Genomic DNA, 16,947 nt, shown 5'->3' with positions numbered 1-16,947 from the left:
GACAAGGCGAAATGGTCTTGCCGCCGTGCGATTCTAAAAGCAACGCCTCAGTCTGGAACGGTTTAAAAATGTGGATGCCCTACTTCAGGTTAAGTTGAAACTTTGCTGACTTAAGCGATCAAAATGGTAACCAGGCGTAGTCCGCTATGAGCGAGGAGCGGAAGTTCATGCCCGTAGTGAGCCTGAGGTTATCTGTGTAGTCGTGATATATCAGACAGGCCAGCCGGGCTGTCTGATACCACCGGGCTAGATCCAGATATCGTTTTCAGCGGTTCGTTCCCCCCCTTCGTGTCCAGTATTCAGGACACCACAAGGTTCTATCATCATCATTTTTACGGTCGTTTGAGCTGACGTTTTATGTTCTACACCTTTTGGAACAACGAAGATTTCTCCCGGATAGACGAGGACGTGGCTATCGCGAAAATCAATACGCAATTCCCCCTCTACTACAATGAAGGCCTCATCAGTTTCAGGATGCGAGTGCCAGATAAAGTCGCCCGCTATTTTCACGATTTTGAACTGGTAATCGTTCATCTGCGCAATGACTCTTGGCTGCCAGTGGTCATCGAAAAGAGAGAATTTGTGTTCCAGATTTACCGGTAAAGACATGATGACATTCCTTAATGTTAAGAAACGTCAAAAATAAATAAAGTCGCTGTGACCGTCTTGAACGATCGTGCAACTCAGGCACGGTTGGGGTGAATGAAACTTTGCAAACGGCCCGGAGAAATACCGTATGCCTTTATAAACTGCCGTGTCATATGGCTTTGATCTGAGAATCCTGCCTCAAAAGCAGATTCTGCAAGTGACAGACCTGTCTGAATCAGATGTCTGCAGTATGCGAGACGACGCATTGTTACATAGCGATAAGGACTCGTGCCGAAAAGTGCCCGAAAATCCCGGCTCAGGCTCCAGCGATCTTTACCGCAGACGGTGGATAAGGTTTCCAGCGTAATGTTCTGGCTGAATTCAGATTGTATATATTCTCGCGCGCGCTCCGCAGACTGATAATCCAAAAGGCAGCGACGTAAGCGTTGCCCTCCCACGACGGCCAAAGTCTGGGCAAGGTCATAAAGGGCGTCCTCCTCTTCAAGGACATCAATAGCATCTTCTGACGCTTTTAACAGCGGTCCAGTGGCGGCAAAAAGCCGGGGATCCGTTGATATTCCATCTGGAATAAAGGGTAATGGTTTTCCGCCCAAAATTTTCTGAATTAACGCAGGTTCGATATAGACCATCCGGTACTGAAACCCTTCTGTCGTTCCTGCCTCTCCATCATGAATTTCATCCGGATGCAGGACTATTGTCCCGCCTGGTAAGCTATGTTTTTTACTATCTCGATAACGAAAGCTTTGTACTCCAGACAGTGTCCTGCCGATCGCATAGGTATCATGACGATGGGGTTCATAACCATATCCACTGAAGAAGGCCTCCAGACGTTCAATTTTTCCCGGCGTGTGTGCAACTCTGACCCAGTCTTTATTTGAGTGTACTGCTGACATGTGCAACACCTGTTTCCAGTTAAGTTGAATTCTCACCATAACCTTACCGGGCCAGATTTCAAAAGAAGTAGATGAAAGAGCGTGAGTCTAACATTCGGGTTCGTTATGCCCGGTGCCGCAAAAACTGCCAGCAACCTTTTCCAGTTCAGTGCTACCGTTAGTAAAAATGTCACTCCTGCTCCCGTGTCCGCTTCTGGCACAAAGCGGACAGGCTGACTTAAATGGAGGTACACTATGAGAAAAGAGCAGATGAATGGAGACACAGCTTCCGGTAAGGAAACATTATCAGGCTGACAAAGCTATGACAGTAAAACTTAGTGCAGCGCAGGCGGGTACGGGATCTCTCTTTATTCCTGCATCTTATGAAGTTATTCTTCTCAGAACGCAGGAGTAAACTTCATGAAGGCATGACTGCTATGGCATTTTTCTGCGGCTCTACCTGGCGACTCTTTCTGATAAATATAACGGTTGCCGTTTCCTATACGTTTATCCTGCCAGTGATGAGCATATTTTTGATAAACGGATTACACGCCTCGCCGGTTTTTCTTACCTTTTACAGCCTCGGAACTTCACTGTCTGGATTGTTTTTTTGCCAGTTAATGGGTTCCCTTTCGGATAAAGGTTATCCGGATAAGCGTCTTTTCATTCTTTCCGTTTTGGCCCTTTCCCTGACCGGTATCGCTTTCGCTTACTGCCGTTATCCTGTCCAGGCACTGCTCATTGGCATTTTCCTTTTGGGGCCGGGTAATGCTTGCGTTACGCTGTTTCTTTCGATAATTCGTAAGCATTCGCTGGAGGCAGGAATCAACCCAACGCGGCTGAATACCCAGATGCGTACATGTGTGTCTGTTGTATGGATAGCAGGCCCGACGCTGGCATTTATCTTCGCTGACAGATTTGGATTCGCCTTTGATTTCCTGATATCAGCCCTGCTTTCAGGAATGACAATATTACTGTGTCACTTAATGCTTCCCGTAGGGGAAAAAACAAGTGGCCCCGGGATTGCCAAATCAGATGAGGTCAGGAAACCCCGTATCAGTAGTGATATCTGGGCGTTAGGTGCAGTAATTATACTGGCAAACTTATCAAATAAAATTTACATGACTGTTATGCCACTTTATCTGGTGAAGGATCTTAATTTACCTGTTTCTTTCCCCGGTTTTTTGCTGGGTTCTGCAGCAATCATAGAAATTCCCGTTATGCTTGCTGCCTCACGATTAGCAGACAAGACAGGTAAAGAGCTGCTTTTTATGGCCGGCTTTCTTTTTGCCTCCGCCTACTACTGCCTGCTTCTACTGGCCAGTAACAGGGCTGAACTCATTGCATTACAGATTTTAAACGCAGTGTCCTTTGGTATTTTTACCGCTCTGGGCATATCAGTTATTCAGGATGCGTTGCCTGAACGCAGCGGTTTTGCATCAGCGTTCTACTTCAATGCCATGCGTACAGGAATGATTGCCGGAAACGGGATTACCGGACTGATGGCTCAACTGACGGGTTTCAGAATGACACTGATTATTCCTTTTTTGTCAGTCAGTTGCGCAGCTTTGATAATGCTTTGTATCAACAATAGCCGCTTTATGAAAAAGCGTCAGTAACCGTGGCCAGCGCCGTTTGATTACCTTACTGTTGCGTTTATAACGTCCACTTTTGCACAAATCAGAATCATGAAAAGACCAATGTCCGCTATGAGCGACGAGCGGACATTGATATGTGGTCTGTGCTATGTGGATTGTTCTTGCTTCACTGGCGGGAGAGATATCCTCGCCTCCGAAATCAGTTTTTCCACTGCTTCAAGAGGGATATTCTCTTCGTAGCAGGTCAAAAAGAATTCGTGTGTAACATCAGAATAGAAAACTTCAGCAATTTGCCGTAAAGGAGATGTCTCGCTGACAGATAATTCCAGAAACATGCCATCACGTAATATGTCGCCTCCACGACTCAGTTCAAATTTAATTTGAGACATATTATACTAATTCCTTCTTTTCAACTACGCAAAACATTTTGCGTGAGTGATATCAAAAACAATTTTGTCAGGATACAGCGAGATAATATTCCGATCACGTTAATCTCAACTACAAAGCCATTCTAAGGGTAATCCTGAAATCGTCATAACACGCCAACAACCGCTCTTGGCACAATGCGGACTATATGCAGGCCAATTTCTGCTGTGAGCGAAAAGCGGACGTTTAGGTGGCTGAGTATTATAAACTCTTTCAGCCTGAGAGAGAAATTGTCTTCTTTATCGTACTTTAGTACTAAAGATTACGCCGATCCAGAATTGGCGACTCTTAATGAGCCGTTTTATTATCGAGTTCGAAGGCAGCCTGAGCAACCACCTGTGATCTATTAGAAGTTACAAAGAGTTACTGAATGGCTCTCGTCATTTTTTCTATTCTTGGTTGCCTATACCAATCTGATTTCTCATACGCCTGAAACCAATCCATATTCCCTTCAAGCATAGAGGAAAAGTGATTTTTTAGAGCATTAGAGAAATAGTGAAGACTTTTCACATTTCTTCTATAGACAGACGTCCCGTTAACGGAAGAAATACTATCAGAAATAACCCTATCCTCATCAGTCATATGCGTAATGATAAAATCCCTTACATCATATTTTAACATTTCTGTATCTGAGCAAGCCTGACAGAAGCTGACTTCAACAGCCTCCCTCCACATTATAAATTCTATTTGATAATTTTCTTTTATTAAAAAAATCTTGCTATCATCAACTGGTTTAGCTTCGAAACCATAATGCTCAATAATAAATTTAAAGATCTCGTTAAATGAATGAAAATACTCGTTCATTTCACTTTCCTTTGTGATTTTCCAATAAACTTTACACCGAATTTACTATCATCTCTATAGTTTTATCATTAAACAGTTTCGTTTCAACAGCTGTTTCTATCGAAAGAGTACCGCCCGCTTCTGGCACAAAGCGGATCGGTCACAGAGGTGATGCAGGATGGTACCGGGACTGAGCCTCAATCATTGACTCGCTGAATGCTCCGTTACCGTTAATGACACGCCCTCTTCCAACTGTCAGATTTCGGGCGGTCCCATAGCCTTTCAATAACCCTGCACGCTCGTCAGCCACCGGTTCCTGCCAACTCCTGCCATTTTTCAGACAACAGTTGTCCACGTTTATCGGCCCAAGAATTTGACTGCCGTCTTCAAGCTGTGTCTGTCCTGAAACTGAAACGCCGCCGAGATATCGTCCTTTGTTACCGACTTCTATTCGTGCGCCTTTGCGATTAGCTTTGAGCGTACATCCACCTTCGCCAAACTGATTTTCGGAACCGATATGTACAGACCCGGCTGTCGCTTCAATGAAAGTATTGCTGTGAAAAAAATTATGATTCCCCACAGTCAGGCCATACCCCAAGCCTGTGATTAGCGTGACTCCTAAGTAAAAAACATTGCCCGTACCAATTTCAGCATGAACGGAAATCAAAACGGAGAGCGGGTCAAATATCATATTTCCCTTTTCGCACAGTAACGCAATCTGGCTGATTGTAAGGAAACCATGATCGGAACGCATTTTATCGAAAATATGATGAAGCATCATGTCACTACTCTCCTGAGTGATGAATGTTCCAATTGTCAACATAATGATGTGTTGTGCATGGCATGCATATTGAACAACCTTTAACCAGATAACAAAATCAAATGAAGCCCTTTACAAAGGAAATAATAATGATTTTCAGTGAATTCCCTGTTACAGGATGCTGGGACAAAGAATCTGTCAAAAGTGCATTTCAGCCAGTTGAAACATTACCCGGCAGCCTCATCGAAGCTTCATCTCGCTTGTTTGGAGAATATAGCGCCGGACGTCCTGAAAAGCGCTTAAGGTAAGCCTAATCTCCGTATGAAAATATAGCGTTCTCATATTTTAGTTACAGGATCGCTATGAACGTTTCTTACAGGCACTGGCTCCCTCATCATGATGCACCTTTTTTTCGTTGGCTCCATCTGCTCGTCGCCGTCCTTATCCTTTCCCAGATCATCAACTCCAGTTTTATCGAAAGTGAGGCGCTGGGCGGGCACAGTCTGGAAACGGTAATCACCTGGTTTCATATCCTTTCTGGCCTGTTACTGATTGTCGCCGGATTCGCTATGCTGTTCTGGATGAAAGTGCAGCGTGGATTACACTGGTACTTTTCGTGGCTGACACTGGCTGCTGACTGGCGTGGTACGACGTGAAAATCCTGCAGTAAGTCTCGTCAGCGTTGGTTAATGAAACAAGTTTCTGGTCTTCATCAGACATTATCCGCTTTGAGCGAAAAGCGGAAGTTCGCATTTGTCATAACCGCAGAGATGTAGGACTAACATTTGCGTGTGTTGATTAACGGGGAGCTGGTCATTCATGTTGGATCTCCTTCAGCTAACCCGTTTTCGCGCTACGTTTGACTGAGATAATTGAAATGGCGATAATTTATACGCTGCTGCAAAACCATAGCATGACATTTTTCATGCAGGCGCAAGGTGATTTTCTGGGGTTGCCTGGCTGCGATAACAACAGGCACAAACATCAGCTATAAAACTCGTTCGTAAATATTTAAAAGAGGTCTGTATGTTAAAAGAATTTTCGATTTTCACTGATACTGCAACTCTTTCAATATTTGACATTGATGCGATTAAGCACAGAGTTGCAGATTTATGTGACTGGTGGAGCGAGGAGGAGAATGAGATCCTTGAAGTAAACAAGGGCAACATCGCTTTTCTTGGGTTAGGAGTTGATGGTGACTATACCATTAAGGTGTCGGAAACTATTGAAGGTGAAGCAGGTACACTAAATCTGCACTTCCCGTCAGGCAACGTTTTTATTGGAGCGGGAGAGTTCACGTCTGGAGGGGATCTGGAACCAATTGACCTTGATGTAAACGATGGAGAAGGAGAAACCTTAAACTTTGCTCCTGGCTACTACCGCATGAAGTTTTCTCGCTCAGAAAATATAATTGAACTCTGCTTTGAACCGACCACGGAAAAATATAATTCTATAGAAGAGTCTGTCCGGATATAAAAAGATAAAAACATTGAGCCTTATGCCCATTGTTAGTTTAATGAGATATAAAAAACGGGCTGACGCAGGGAGCAGTTGCGGGACATGATTGTGACCTGCTCCCCGTTAATCATAACAGAGTGGTTCTAGCTACTTCCGCTAATGGCACAAAGCGGACATTAGCACCATCAGGCAGTCTTATATTCCGGTTAAAAAATGCCTGACGCATAACGTCAGGCGTCTGGCAGTTTTTACCTTTCAGTTTATAACGAGTGTTGCGTTATCAGAACTGTTCCCAGTTCTGATCCTGTCCGCCAGCCACAGCAGTTTGTGTTTTTTTCACGACAGGCGCAGAAATCACTTCGGGGCGACGGTTCTCCCGCTTATTAACAGGTGATATTGCTGACACGCTGACAGTGAAGGCGCTCACCAGCCTGCTCAGTACTGAGGCCTGCTCCGTCAGGGAGCGGGTTGCTGCTGAGGCTTCTTCAACCAGAGCGGCGTTCTGCTGGGTGGCATCATCCATCTGATTCACAGCCTGATGGACCTGACTGATGCCCTGCGACTGCTCACTGGCAGCGACAGATATTTCATCCACAAGGTCGGTAACCTGTTTTACCGCATCATTCATGCGGGACATGTTGGCACCCACGCCCTCAGCCTGCTCTGAACCGGCCTGCACAAAGCTCATTGACGACTCTATCAGCTCCTTGATTTCGCGGGCGGAAGAAGATGAACGCTGTGCCAGGTTACGGACTTCGCCGGCCACAACCGCAAAGCCGCGTCCCTGCTCACCCGCACGGGCCGCCTCGACGGCGGCATTGAGCGCAAGGATATTGGTCTGGAAGGCGATGCCCTCAATCAGCGCTATGATGTCCGTAATTTTGGCAGAGCTTCCACGGATGTCGCTCATTGTGGTCATCAGGGTGCGCACGCGACCGGCGCTGTCTTCTGAAATATCCCGGGCGTTTCTGGCCAGCTGGCTGGCCAGCCGCGTGTTTTCTGCCGTCTGGCGGACGGTTTCACTGAGCTCAGACATGCTGGCTGCCGTCTGTTCCAGTGAGGCAGCCTGCTCCTCGGTACGCGAGGACAGATCCTCGTTACCGGCTGATATCTCTGCCGAAGCGGAACTGACCGACTGGGCAGACGCTTCGACTTTAGACAGTGAGTCTGAAACATTCTCGATCAGATGGTTGAAAGCACTTGCCGTAAGGCCGATTTCATCACGACGCGACGCATCAACCCTGAGGGTCAGGTCCAGGTTCTCGCTGGCCTGCTCCATGGTCTGCCGCATGCCGTTCAGCTGTTTGCGTATAGACAGGATGGTTTTGACCGTAAAGAAGCCCAGGATAAAGATGACAACGGCAGAGCCTGCGCTCAGTCCCCAGAGCGTCATGAAGTAAATACGGGTATTGGTTTCATCCAGCTGTGTACCAATGTCGATATTTATCTGCAGTTGCTTGCGGTAGCTGGTGGTCAGGGTACGGATTGCGTCATTAAGGCTCTGACTGGCTTCAGCAGCATCCGCAATTTGTGAAGACGCCGGCAGCCTGTAGGCCTGCAGAAAAGCAGGCAATTTATCATGAATGTTTTTTATCATGACAAATGCATCTTTGGTCAGTTGCAGGTCTTCATCACTGGAGATGTCGTTTTCCAGATAATGCTGGTTTAGCTTATTAAGGCGTTCGACCGCTTTATCCATATACGCCGCAATTTCAGCCTGTTTGTCAGCCTCTTTTGCGCTCTGATAGTTGTACAACTTAATAATAAGTTCATTGTTTTCGTCAATAAGCACGTTCAAATCGATGATTGAGGGAATGGCGTTAATCTGTACGTAGTGAAAGCGGTACTGAAAGCCGCTGACGACCACGATGGCAATGATAACCATGGAAATCAGTGATGCCGAGAGCAGTGAAAATGTAAGAAAAAGCCGCTGTGTAATGGTCATAGTTCACCCTGTGTGTGGTAAAAAAAAACAAAAAGGCATAGCTATATTTAAATCGTCGAATAAAGGGAAAACTTGATTTTTATGTTGCGAGTACAGCTCGTCACGAAGAGCGGAAGCAAAACGGATGAGATAAATCAGTGACAGCTTTAATACGTGAATATATTTAAACTTTTCCCTGGCAGTATGAGCTGGGCCGATGGGTTCTAAAAGAAGCCCGACACGGCTGGATGAACGCCAGGGGCGGGCTTGACGGTTATTCAGATTTCTGAAAGGTTAACCTTATTCTGGCACCATGATTGTAAAAATATAATCAGCAGATCCGTTCTCAATGAATCATAAGGCTAATAATCGAAATGGATCTTTCAGCAATATATGAATGGCGTGGAAACAATTGTCTGATAAGTACAGACAGCATGAAACTGGATTTGCACGCCGTGCATCATTATTTAACAGAGTCGACGAGGGCGAAAGGAATCGACTTTGACACAGTTAAAATGTCGACGGCGAACAGCCTTAATTTTGGTGTTTATCTCGACAAATCACAGACAGGCTTTGCCCGTCTGATAACCGACTACACTACGTTTGCGTATCTCTGTGATGTTTAGGTACTCAATGAATACCAGGGTAAAGGTCTGGGGAGATGGCTAATGGAATGTATTCACAACCATCCGGTTGGTGAAAAATTGAGAAGTATTATTTTATTCACACCGACAGCCCCATGGCTTTATCAAAAATTTGGTTACGTGCCCATAAATAAAGAAAATTACACCTGGGCTTTTACCCAAAAACGCTCGGGTATATAACGAACGTCGGATTTTATTATGGCGCTTTGAAAAAAAGCGCCCTGTTCAATACCGTGTGCATCACTTCCCTTTAACCCGATAAAGCCCTTCCTGTACGATGTCCGCTTCTGCCACAGAACGGACAATTCCTCTTTTCACCTGATAAGTGAGCCATGTCAAAACAGGTTAAAAGACATAAGGGATGTTAAGGAAAATCATCATTCGTCAGGAAGGATAATCTTATCCGTGCTCTGTCTGTTCCCTGAGTCCTGTAACCAGCGAGTGCCTGAGCGCCCTGTTGTCTCCTGCTAAGCTGTTCCTGAGCGTTTCCACCAGCCTGATGAGCCTTGATGCTTACCATCATCACTGGCACTGTGAATGACCTGCGTATTTTTGCAACTGCACCGCTTTCTTTATCAGACCCGTCGGTGTTTAGTTCAGGTATATTTCAGTGCCCTGCTGATGTCATAAAGCAGGGAGCGAATACGAATATACCTGCCTGCAGAATAGTCAGCGTCAACCATTGCCTCAGGGACGTCCTGTCATACCTGTTACTGAAAACTGTTCCCTGACCCAGTCCGCAAATAATCGTATACGGGGAGCCAGTTGGCGGTTCTCCGGCCAGGCAATATGAACCGGGAGTTCATCAACCAGCCAGTCATCAAACAGCCTGATAAGGTCCCCCTCTCTCAGCGCGTCTGCCACCAGAAAATCATAGGTCGTTACGATGCCCAGGCCCGCGCGCGCCGCACTGAATGCCGCGTAAGCGTCGTTGACGGATATCTGAAACGGACCGCTAAGCGGAAACGATTCGCTGGCTTTCATCAGTTGATGCTCAAAACGTCTGCCACTCTGTGGGGAACGCACCTGAATATGATGAAAGTGCACTAACTGCGTGGGATGGGAGGGTTTACCCTGTCTTTTAAGGTATGCGGGCGCGGCGCATACCACCATGGGCAGTGCTCCCAGAGAGCGGGCAACAAGCGAGTCATCGTGAAGTCGTCCTATGCGTATCACGCAGTCAAACTGATTTTCAATGAGATCGCTGGTTCGGTTGCCCACGCTTGTGATGATCTGTAAATCCGGATAGCGGTCCATGAAATCCCCCAACCTCGGAATAATCAGGCAGTATGCCAGCGCGCCCGGCATGTCTACCCTGAGCTGGCCACGCCACGTTCCAGCCGCTCCCGAAACGCTGCTGTCCAGTTTTTCCGCCTGGATAAGTAATGCCTGCGCGCCCTTGTGGTAAACCTCACCCTGTTCCGTGAGGCTTAGCCGTCGTGAAGAACGATGTAAGAGTTTTACACCCAGCTCATTTTCGAGGGCCTGAATCTGCCGTGTCACCGTTGACTTGGGTAACCCGAGACTTTCCGCAGCACGGGTGAAGGCTCCGGATTCAACGACCTGTAGAAAGCTGCGTATCGCAGAAAATTTATCCATGCCCCGCCTTATTGTTGCTGTATCTGCAATTTAAGTTTGCCTGGCGCCCGATTGTTCATTACGCCCACAACCCTGAATATACGGCCATCCAGTCCATTCCCCCAACGGAAAAGCACATGAGCAAGCTGTTAAGCTGGCACGTCGCCGGCGCAAAAATCACAAAGATTCCAGAGCAACAGAGCAACGGCATTCCCGTGTTGTCTCTGTTTCCACAGTGGGATCGTCAGTCAGCCTTGCGTTTTGCTGAACACATTCAACGTCATGATCTGGACTTTACAGACGAGACCGTGTCGCTCAGCACACACAGCTGGCTGATTGAAAAAGACGGTAAGGTCATCATCCTTGACACCGCATCGGGTAACGGCAAAAAACGCCCCGGCAATGCAAAGTTTCATGAAATGAACAGCCACTGGCTGCATGCGCTGCGAGCGGCCGGCGTTGAGCCTGAGCAGGTGGATGCAGTTGTTTTAACGCACCTTCATGTCGATCACGTCGGCTGGAATACTGTCTTGAAGAAAGGTCAGTGGCGCCCCACTTTTCCGAACGCCCGCTACTACTTCTCCGCAGATGAATACCATTTTTATCAGAACCCATTTAATGTCATGCCGGAAAGCACAGGTGCAATGGATGACAGTGTGTATCCGGTCGTCGCTTCAGGGCAGGCCGTGTTTCTGGACAGCGCCGAGACAGAGGTCGTTGCCGGGCTGCAGATTCACAGAACACCGGGGCACAGCGTTGATCACCTGGCATTCAGTTTCTCAGACGGCGGTGAGACGGCCCTGTTCTGGGGTGACGTCGTGCACAGCCCGCTTCAGATATTCCTCCCCGAGTGGAACAGCCGCTACTGCGAATTTCCCGACACGGCAAAAAAATCCCGGACAGTGATGATGAATTTTGCTGCTCAGACCCGGGCGCTGGTTTTTACCTCTCACTTTCCGGACAGCTCGGCAGGACGGGTTCTCAATACAAACGGCCAGTTAACCTGGCAGCACGCCTGACAGGAGAATATCATGACAAACACACCACCGCTGTTCAGCGAAGCTTTCGCCATACCCTCCGATACCAGAGACATTTCATTGTGGCTGCGTCACAGGCGGCGCGCTGATACTACGGACTTTGATGCGGCACAGACGGTTCTGCTGATGCACGGCGCCACTTTCTCATCGGGAAGTCTGTTTGATACACCGCTTGAGGGGGAATCTTTCCTTGATTACCTTGCCGCAGCCGGTCTGGATGTCTGGGCAGTGGATGTGCGTGGATACGGCCGCGCATCAAGACTACCTTCTTTCTCTTTGCCTGCGCGGGAAAATCCGCCGTCAGCGCGTGCTGAAACCGCAGTAAGGGACTTAGGAAGTGCGGTTGATTACGTTCTTGCACATCATGGACTGACGCAGTTGAACCTCATCGGGATGTCATGGGGAGGAACGGTGGCGTCGCTTTACACCACACGGAATACCGCTAACGTGCGGCGTCTGACGCTTATTGCGCCACAGTGGATTCAGGACGGTAAATATGCGCTGGATCCCGGCGGCGAAATAGGCGCATGGCGCGATATTGACATTGATGCAGTGGAATCACGCTGGCTTCAGGCCGCGCCAGACAATAAAAAGAACAGCCTTATTTGTCCCGGCGGATTTATGCAGTGGGCCCGGCAAACAGTGAATGAGGAACCCGATCCGGTTTTGAGAGCCCAGCGCAAAATCCGGGTTAGCACCGGTCCGATTCAGGATACACGGTGTTACTGGGCAAAAAATAAAGGCGTCTACGATCCCGCCGACATCCGCGTCCCCGTATTGCTCTTACATGGTGAATGGGATCGTGATGTACCTGTGAATGCAATCCAGGACTGGTTCCTGCGAGCGACAGGCACCCCCTGGAAGCGCTGGACAGAAATCGGTGAAGCCACACACATGATGGTGCTGGAGAAAAACCGACATCAGGTGTTTGAGCTTACCCGCTATTTTATCAGTCAGGTTCTGGATATGTAATGAGGCCTGTATCACTCAAGCCTCATGTTCAGAAAAGTATCGTGCCAGACAACATCCGCTTCAGGTACAAAGCAACCTCTGAAACAGATTAAGGTCCGTCAGGTGCGAAAAGGGGAATTTCGCCCTGCCCGCTGTTGATACAAATAAAAAGCATTTCGGCTAACCTTTCAGCAAGCAGTTGTCAGAAGCTGACCGGCATTTTTCCAGCTGATTCTGAATACCGGGGCATTATCTGATGAAGGCATATCGGATAATGTTCTCTCCACAATGGTGCCCCCGAGGCGCTGATAAAAAGCTGTTGCCTGGGTGTTATCTTCAAACACCCACAAATAGAGCGGTGACTCATCATCCCTGCTCTTGACCCATTCGGCTGCGCGCCAGAGAAGTTGTTTTCCTACACCGTGACCACGTAGTGAAGAGCTTACATGCAGGCTGTCTATATAACAGCCCCACTGCGCGTCATAGTGGAGCTTAATACATATGAAGCCTTCAACCTTTCCATCATATTCAGCTACAAACACTGTTTCGCTTTCATTGCTCTGATTCAGAGCTGAGCGCCAGTGTGAAAGACGATCTTCCTGCGCCTGATTTTCAAGGAAATCCGCAGACATCACTTTCGTGTAGGTATCTCTCCATCCGGCGGTGTGCAGATGTGCTATTGCATCGGCATCACTGCGCTGAGCCTGTCTTAAGTGAATCACTATTACCTCTCACAAACGCAATGGCGTTTCATGTTAGCAAAATCACATTCAGTCGAAAATCAGCTTACCCGGTTCAAACCATACATCACATCTTACGCAAGGATGAAAATGAATCTGGAAAACTCATGGTGACAGAGTGCTTACCTCATACGTAAATGTCCGCTTCTGATACAAAGCGGATATCCACATAAAGCATTGTCAGGAAACGTGGGGCTTCATTAATCAACATTTTTCGATGCTGGCCTGTAAAACTGAGCGCGCATCGCAACAGGATTCAACATTACGACTCTTCAGCAAATCTCTTCCGCCTGTCTGGTATCGTACATCAACTGAGCCCGTTCCATTTCCGCTCCATGTTTTAACGCCCATCCATACAGCGCACTGAATGGCTCCTGAAGCGTCTGTGCCAGCGGTGTAAGGCTGTACTCCACGCTCACTGGTGAAGTAGGCAGCACCTTTCGCAGCACCAATCCATTGCGCTCAAGCCGCTTCAGCGCATCAGACAATGCTTTGTGCGTAATACCCTCCAGCCGGCGACGGAGTTCGTTGAAGCGCACAGGTTCATTACAAAGCACAGTGAGAATTAAAATTGACCATTTATTGGTTATGTTCTCCAGAACCGGCCGCGTTTTCCCTATTTCTTTCAGGTCATTACAATCAGTTTGAGACATGGCGATATATTCCCCGATACCTGATATAAATAAAGTGCGTAATTGTTATTAAGTTTACAAATTATATCATCTGTTTTCCACCCTGACAGGAGAGAGCAGATGAGTAGATTAGAGAATAAAGTTGCCCTGATACTCGGCGGTGCAAAAGGCATTGGTCTGGCTATCAGCCAGCGATTTGCCAGTGAAGGTGCCACAACCTGGCTGACCTCACGCCGTAATGAGGAGTTAGAAGCAGCCAGTCAGACCATAAAGGGCACTGCCAGGCCAGTCCGTGCTGACGTCAGCCAGATAAGTGAACTGACGCGAATAGTCGATTTAATCAAGACAGAATCCCGCCAGATAGATGTGCTGGTCATCAACGCCGGCATGGCCGAATACTCGACGATTGATGACGTCACGCCGGCACATTTTGATTCTGTTTTTGGCCTGAATGTGCGCTCACCGCTTTTTGCTCTGCAGGCAGCCCTTCCTCTGATGAAGGAGGGAGCGAGCGTCGTTTTGATAGGTTCGGTTGCCGATGTGATTGGCACGCCGGGATATGGCGTATATGGTGCCAGTAAAGCAGCACTTCGTTCTTTTGCCCGCACATGGACACGTGAACTCTCCGCCCGTGGCATCCGCGTTAATGTTGTCGCCCCCGGCCCTGTCGATACGGAGATGATGCGTGCAGCCTCTGAAGAGCTACGAAATGAGATAATCAGCACCATTCCCTTATCAAGAATGGGCAGACCTGAAGAAATTGCCAGTGCCGCCCTGTTCCTTGCAAGTGATGAAAGCAGTTATATAGCCGGAGCTGAAATCTGTGTGGATGGTGGCATGACACAGGTATGAGGCATGGCATTCAGTTTCACTAAGATCAGAGAAAAGCTGTACGAGAAACGAACCGGGCGACGACCCGGTTTTTCTTTATCCAGATGGCTGTGCTCAAATTCCCGTTTATTTGTATCGGTGTCCGGCAGGCGGTATGCTGCGGCTTATTGCGGCATTGGCGCGCTCGCCGTTAATGAATCCGACATCATTTCAGCAAGGCCCGCTTCTGGCACAAAGTGGACAGGCTGACTGAGCTGAAGGTCCGCTATGCGCGAAAAGTGGTCTTTTGCTAATTTCTCAGAAATAGAATAGGTATGCTTTGACTTTGTTCTGTATGAAAGCCTTAACAGCAGGATTGAAAATATGAAACAGGTCAGAATTTATACACTCAAAGATAAACAGTCAGCAGAAATTTATTTTCACCGACACTGGCCCAGACATATGGCCTCTCTCCCAGCCTTTGGTATATATGTAAATCATGTTTATCTGGGTAAAGAATGTCAGGTCATTGCAACCGTTACCTATCAGGAGGATGTCGAAATACAAGCTATAAATCAGAAATATATGGCCAGCAAGGAGTTCATGTCAGACATGGAAGGTTTCGATATGTCTTCAATCCTTCGGGTGGATGAAATCATTATTAAGGAAACACTTTTCTGACTTTGCGACTTTCTCAGCCAGCAGGAACATTCCTGTCGCAGTCACTTAAATTGATACACAGCAATTAACCGGCCGTTAAGGCGGGGTCATACAAAGCGCATTTGGCCTGTCCGCTTCTGGCACAAAGCGGACGCTAAAATCTCTTCCTTTGTCCGCTATAAGCGAGAAGCGGACATTTAAACCCCTGTTACCTGGTGCTACCCAGGTCCCGGTCACTTTCCAGACCTTTAAGCATAAGTGTGGCTTCTTCAATACGAACAAATAGCCCTGAATCATCTGTTTCAGCAAACATATAAACTTCCATCTCAACCTCTTCCCCATTGCGCTTAGTACACAATACACGATGTCTGGTAGCATAGAGATTGCCTTCACGAAGTTCGTCATGCACATCAATTTTGCCGAAAGAAATTATTTCGCGAAGTTTACGAGCATGATGAGCAAAGCTATCTAAACTTCCCCACTCATTATCAGTGCGCTGCCGATAACCGGGACTAAAGTGGCGATTAAGTATCTCTTCCAGGGGGATTTCCTGTTGGTTAATAATCTCATCCAATACGTTAGCAATAGAAATCATTTTCATGGTCAGTCCTCATCATAAGTTATCAGTACTCTACAATCGACCTGATGGCTTCGGTACGGTATAAAAGACAATAAATACCTCAAATAAGCCAATATGACCGACCCGTTAATTCCATTCTCCCGGGCTTTTTCTTCTGATGGACCCACTTTGATTGTCGCGGCCCGCCAGTCGGATGCAATAAGGGAAACACCACGTCACCATCACATTCGTGGACAGTTACTCGGCGCTGAGCATGGGCTGCTTACGATCGATGCGGAAGAGTGTCGCTGGGTCGTACCCGCAACGCATGCCGTGTGGATACCTCCAAATATTCCGCATGGTCTGCGCTCGCACGGCCCATATTCAGGATGGAGTGTTTATATATCTGCTGCGGCCTGTGGCGCATTATCTGATAAGCCTGCTGTGCTCTCAGTTACAAATCTGCTACGCGAAGCGATAACACGAGCAGCCTCCTGGAAGGTTGCAGAGCTTAATGCGCCTCAAAAACGTTTATCTGACGTTATCCTTGATGAAATCGGTTCGCTTCCCAGCGTTAATCTTGGGTTGCCAATGCCGCAGGATATACGGCTCTTAAAAGTTGCTCAGGTGCTGTCTGAGAGTCCAGATGACGGTCGCACACTTGAAGAATGGGCATTCTGGGCGGGAGTATCGTCACGCACACTGACACGGCGTTTCAGATCCGAAACCGGTTTTAGCTTTAATGAATGGCGACAGCGCATACGGTTACTCAAAGCTCTTGAGCTTCTTGCCGCAGGCAAGCAAGTGACGACAGTTGCACTGGAACTTGGATATGACAACGTGAGTGCCTTTATCGCCATGTTTCGCAGGGTATTTGGCACCACTCCTGCACGATTCAGAATTTAA

The 16,947-nt window shown here is 47.6% G+C and carries 18 protein-coding genes and 3 pseudogenes; 11 read left to right on the top strand and 10 right to left on the bottom strand.

Going from position 1 to position 16,947, the window contains the following annotated elements:
• Positions 1-246: 246 nt before the first annotated feature.
• A complete protein-coding gene (locus C7434_RS05765) occupies positions 247-609 on the bottom strand; it encodes a cupin domain-containing protein (protein WP_133745230.1) in 363 nt (120 codons plus the stop codon).
• Between the two features lie 74 nt (positions 610-683).
• The gene (locus C7434_RS05760) at positions 684-1,502 is read right to left on the bottom strand and encodes an AraC family transcriptional regulator (protein ID WP_033741629.1); all 819 of its coding nucleotides are present in this window, start codon (positions 1,500-1,502) and stop codon (positions 684-686) included.
• Between the two features lie 407 nt (positions 1,503-1,909).
• Between C7434_RS05760 and C7434_RS05755 the strand changes: the two genes are divergently transcribed.
• Entirely contained in the window at positions 1,910-3,100 is a 1,191-nt protein-coding gene (locus C7434_RS05755) for a sugar efflux transporter (protein WP_164481933.1), read from the top strand.
• Between the two features lie 125 nt (positions 3,101-3,225).
• Here the strand turns inward: C7434_RS05755 and C7434_RS05750 are convergent, their stop codons facing one another.
• The 3 genes from C7434_RS05750 to C7434_RS05740 all read right to left on the bottom strand — a co-directional run bounded on the left by C7434_RS05750 (position 3,226) and on the right by C7434_RS05740 (position 5,069).
• Positions 3,226-3,468, bottom strand: a complete 243-nt coding sequence (locus tag C7434_RS05750; protein ID WP_033741624.1) for a hypothetical protein — start codon at positions 3,466-3,468, stop codon at positions 3,226-3,228.
• A 400-nt stretch (positions 3,469-3,868) separates the two neighbouring features.
• Positions 3,869-4,309: a hypothetical protein gene (locus tag C7434_RS05745; RefSeq protein WP_133745228.1), complete on the bottom strand. Its 441-nt coding sequence runs from the start codon at positions 4,307-4,309 to the stop codon at positions 3,869-3,871.
• Positions 4,310-4,448: 139 nt separating this feature from the next.
• The gene (locus tag C7434_RS05740) at positions 4,449-5,069 is read right to left on the bottom strand and encodes a hypothetical protein (RefSeq protein WP_133745227.1); all 621 of its coding nucleotides are present in this window, start codon (positions 5,067-5,069) and stop codon (positions 4,449-4,451) included.
• A 128-nt stretch (positions 5,070-5,197) separates the two neighbouring features.
• Here C7434_RS05740 and C7434_RS21915 point away from each other — a divergent pair, with 128 nt between their 5' ends.
• From C7434_RS21915 to C7434_RS05730, 3 genes and pseudogenes are all read left to right on the top strand, one after another.
• Positions 5,198-5,356, top strand: a complete 159-nt coding sequence (locus tag C7434_RS21915) for a hypothetical protein (protein WP_164481930.1) — start codon at positions 5,198-5,200, stop codon at positions 5,354-5,356.
• A 54-nt stretch (positions 5,357-5,410) separates the two neighbouring features.
• Positions 5,411-5,695 (top strand): annotated as a pseudogene (locus tag C7434_RS05735) (cytochrome b/b6 domain-containing protein); the annotation flags it as partial.
• Positions 5,696-6,074: 379 nt separating this feature from the next.
• Complete coding sequence (locus C7434_RS05730; protein WP_033741444.1) at positions 6,075-6,524, top strand: DUF6386 family protein; 450 nt, start codon at positions 6,075-6,077, stop codon at positions 6,522-6,524.
• 262 nt (positions 6,525-6,786) lie between these two features.
• Here the strand turns inward: C7434_RS05730 and C7434_RS05725 are convergent, their stop codons facing one another.
• On the bottom strand, positions 6,787-8,451 hold the full coding sequence (locus C7434_RS05725; protein ID WP_033741442.1) for a methyl-accepting chemotaxis protein: 1,665 nt from the start codon (positions 8,449-8,451) through the stop codon (positions 6,787-6,789).
• Between the two features lie 353 nt (positions 8,452-8,804).
• Here C7434_RS05725 and C7434_RS05720 point away from each other — a divergent pair.
• Positions 8,805-9,254: pseudogene (locus C7434_RS05720) on the top strand (GNAT family N-acetyltransferase).
• A 507-nt stretch (positions 9,255-9,761) separates the two neighbouring features.
• Here C7434_RS05720 and C7434_RS05715 read toward each other — a convergent pair.
• Complete coding sequence (locus tag C7434_RS05715) at positions 9,762-10,673, bottom strand: LysR family transcriptional regulator (RefSeq protein WP_133745226.1); 912 nt, start codon at positions 10,671-10,673, stop codon at positions 9,762-9,764.
• A 116-nt stretch (positions 10,674-10,789) separates the two neighbouring features.
• Between C7434_RS05715 and C7434_RS05710 the strand changes: the two genes are divergently transcribed.
• Positions 10,790-11,671 carry an MBL fold metallo-hydrolase gene (locus tag C7434_RS05710; RefSeq protein ID WP_033741486.1) on the top strand — a complete coding sequence of 294 codons (882 nt, stop codon included), beginning with the start codon at positions 10,790-10,792 and terminating at the stop codon, positions 11,669-11,671.
• 12 nt (positions 11,672-11,683) lie between these two features.
• Positions 11,684-12,661, top strand: coding sequence for an alpha/beta fold hydrolase (locus C7434_RS05705; protein WP_033741438.1), 978 nt, complete (start codon positions 11,684-11,686; stop codon positions 12,659-12,661).
• Between the two features lie 167 nt (positions 12,662-12,828).
• On the opposite strand, the gene C7434_RS05700 is transcribed toward C7434_RS05705, so the two are convergent.
• Entirely contained in the window at positions 12,829-13,362 is a 534-nt protein-coding gene (locus tag C7434_RS05700) for a GNAT family N-acetyltransferase (protein WP_033741437.1), read from the bottom strand.
• A gap of 290 nt (positions 13,363-13,652) precedes the next feature.
• The gene (locus C7434_RS05695) at positions 13,653-14,033 is read right to left on the bottom strand and encodes a helix-turn-helix domain-containing protein (RefSeq protein WP_033741436.1); all 381 of its coding nucleotides are present in this window, start codon (positions 14,031-14,033) and stop codon (positions 13,653-13,655) included.
• 99 nt (positions 14,034-14,132) lie between these two features.
• Here C7434_RS05695 and C7434_RS05690 point away from each other — a divergent pair, with 99 nt between their 5' ends.
• Both C7434_RS05690 and C7434_RS05685 read left to right on the top strand, forming a co-directional pair.
• The gene (locus C7434_RS05690; RefSeq protein ID WP_033741435.1) at positions 14,133-14,864 is read left to right on the top strand and encodes an SDR family oxidoreductase; all 732 of its coding nucleotides are present in this window, start codon (positions 14,133-14,135) and stop codon (positions 14,862-14,864) included.
• 342 nt (positions 14,865-15,206) lie between these two features.
• A complete protein-coding gene (locus tag C7434_RS05685; protein WP_033741434.1) occupies positions 15,207-15,503 on the top strand; it encodes a hypothetical protein in 297 nt (98 codons plus the stop codon).
• 187 nt (positions 15,504-15,690) lie between these two features.
• On the opposite strand, the gene C7434_RS05680 is transcribed toward C7434_RS05685, so the two are convergent.
• The gene (locus tag C7434_RS05680) at positions 15,691-16,077 is read right to left on the bottom strand and encodes a hypothetical protein (protein ID WP_033741484.1); all 387 of its coding nucleotides are present in this window, start codon (positions 16,075-16,077) and stop codon (positions 15,691-15,693) included.
• A gap of 99 nt (positions 16,078-16,176) precedes the next feature.
• Here C7434_RS05680 and C7434_RS22150 point away from each other — a divergent pair.
• Positions 16,177-16,410 (top strand): annotated as a pseudogene (locus tag C7434_RS22150) (AraC family transcriptional regulator); the annotation flags it as partial.
• Positions 16,411-16,485: 75 nt separating this feature from the next.
• Complete coding sequence (locus tag C7434_RS05675; RefSeq protein ID WP_233255757.1) at positions 16,486-16,947, top strand: AraC family transcriptional regulator; 462 nt, start codon at positions 16,486-16,488, stop codon at positions 16,945-16,947.

The sequence above is a fragment of the Pantoea sp. PNA 14-12 genome (assembly GCF_004364735.1).
Classification (GTDB): domain Bacteria; phylum Pseudomonadota; class Gammaproteobacteria; order Enterobacterales; family Enterobacteriaceae; genus Pantoea; species Pantoea stewartii.
This window is presented reverse-complemented; position numbering and strand designations above follow the sequence as displayed.

What these genes read in the sequence shown, in the direction of transcription:
- C7434_RS05765 (WP_133745230.1), bottom strand. Translation starts at nt 609, where the DNA reads ATGTCTTTACCGGTAAATCTGGAACACAAATTCTCTCTTTTCGATGAC.
- C7434_RS05690 (WP_033741435.1), top strand. Translation starts at nt 14,133, where the DNA reads ATGAGTAGATTAGAGAATAAAGTTGCCCTGATACTCGGCGGTGCAAAA.
- C7434_RS05705 (WP_033741438.1), top strand. Translation starts at nt 11,684, where the DNA reads ATGACAAACACACCACCGCTGTTCAGCGAAGCTTTCGCCATACCCTCC.
- C7434_RS05695 (WP_033741436.1), bottom strand. Translation starts at nt 14,033, where the DNA reads ATGTCTCAAACTGATTGTAATGACCTGAAAGAAATAGGGAAAACGCGG.
- C7434_RS05750 (WP_033741624.1), bottom strand. Translation starts at nt 3,468, where the DNA reads ATGTCTCAAATTAAATTTGAACTGAGTCGTGGAGGCGACATATTACGT.
- C7434_RS05725 (WP_033741442.1), bottom strand. Translation starts at nt 8,451, where the DNA reads ATGACCATTACACAGCGGCTTTTTCTTACATTTTCACTGCTCTCGGCA.
- C7434_RS05760 (WP_033741629.1), bottom strand. Translation starts at nt 1,502, where the DNA reads ATGTCAGCAGTACACTCAAATAAAGACTGGGTCAGAGTTGCACACACG.
- C7434_RS05715 (WP_133745226.1), bottom strand. Translation starts at nt 10,673, where the DNA reads ATGGATAAATTTTCTGCGATACGCAGCTTTCTACAGGTCGTTGAATCC.
- C7434_RS05710 (WP_033741486.1), top strand. Translation starts at nt 10,790, where the DNA reads ATGAGCAAGCTGTTAAGCTGGCACGTCGCCGGCGCAAAAATCACAAAG.
- C7434_RS05730 (WP_033741444.1), top strand. Translation starts at nt 6,075, where the DNA reads ATGTTAAAAGAATTTTCGATTTTCACTGATACTGCAACTCTTTCAATA.
- C7434_RS21915 (WP_164481930.1), top strand. Translation starts at nt 5,198, where the DNA reads ATGATTTTCAGTGAATTCCCTGTTACAGGATGCTGGGACAAAGAATCT.
- C7434_RS05755 (WP_164481933.1), top strand. Translation starts at nt 1,910, where the DNA reads ATGACTGCTATGGCATTTTTCTGCGGCTCTACCTGGCGACTCTTTCTG.
- C7434_RS05680 (WP_033741484.1), bottom strand. Translation starts at nt 16,077, where the DNA reads ATGATTTCTATTGCTAACGTATTGGATGAGATTATTAACCAACAGGAA.
- C7434_RS05745 (WP_133745228.1), bottom strand. Translation starts at nt 4,309, where the DNA reads ATGAACGAGTATTTTCATTCATTTAACGAGATCTTTAAATTTATTATT.
- C7434_RS05685 (WP_033741434.1), top strand. Translation starts at nt 15,207, where the DNA reads ATGAAACAGGTCAGAATTTATACACTCAAAGATAAACAGTCAGCAGAA.
- C7434_RS05740 (WP_133745227.1), bottom strand. Translation starts at nt 5,069, where the DNA reads ATGATGCTTCATCATATTTTCGATAAAATGCGTTCCGATCATGGTTTC.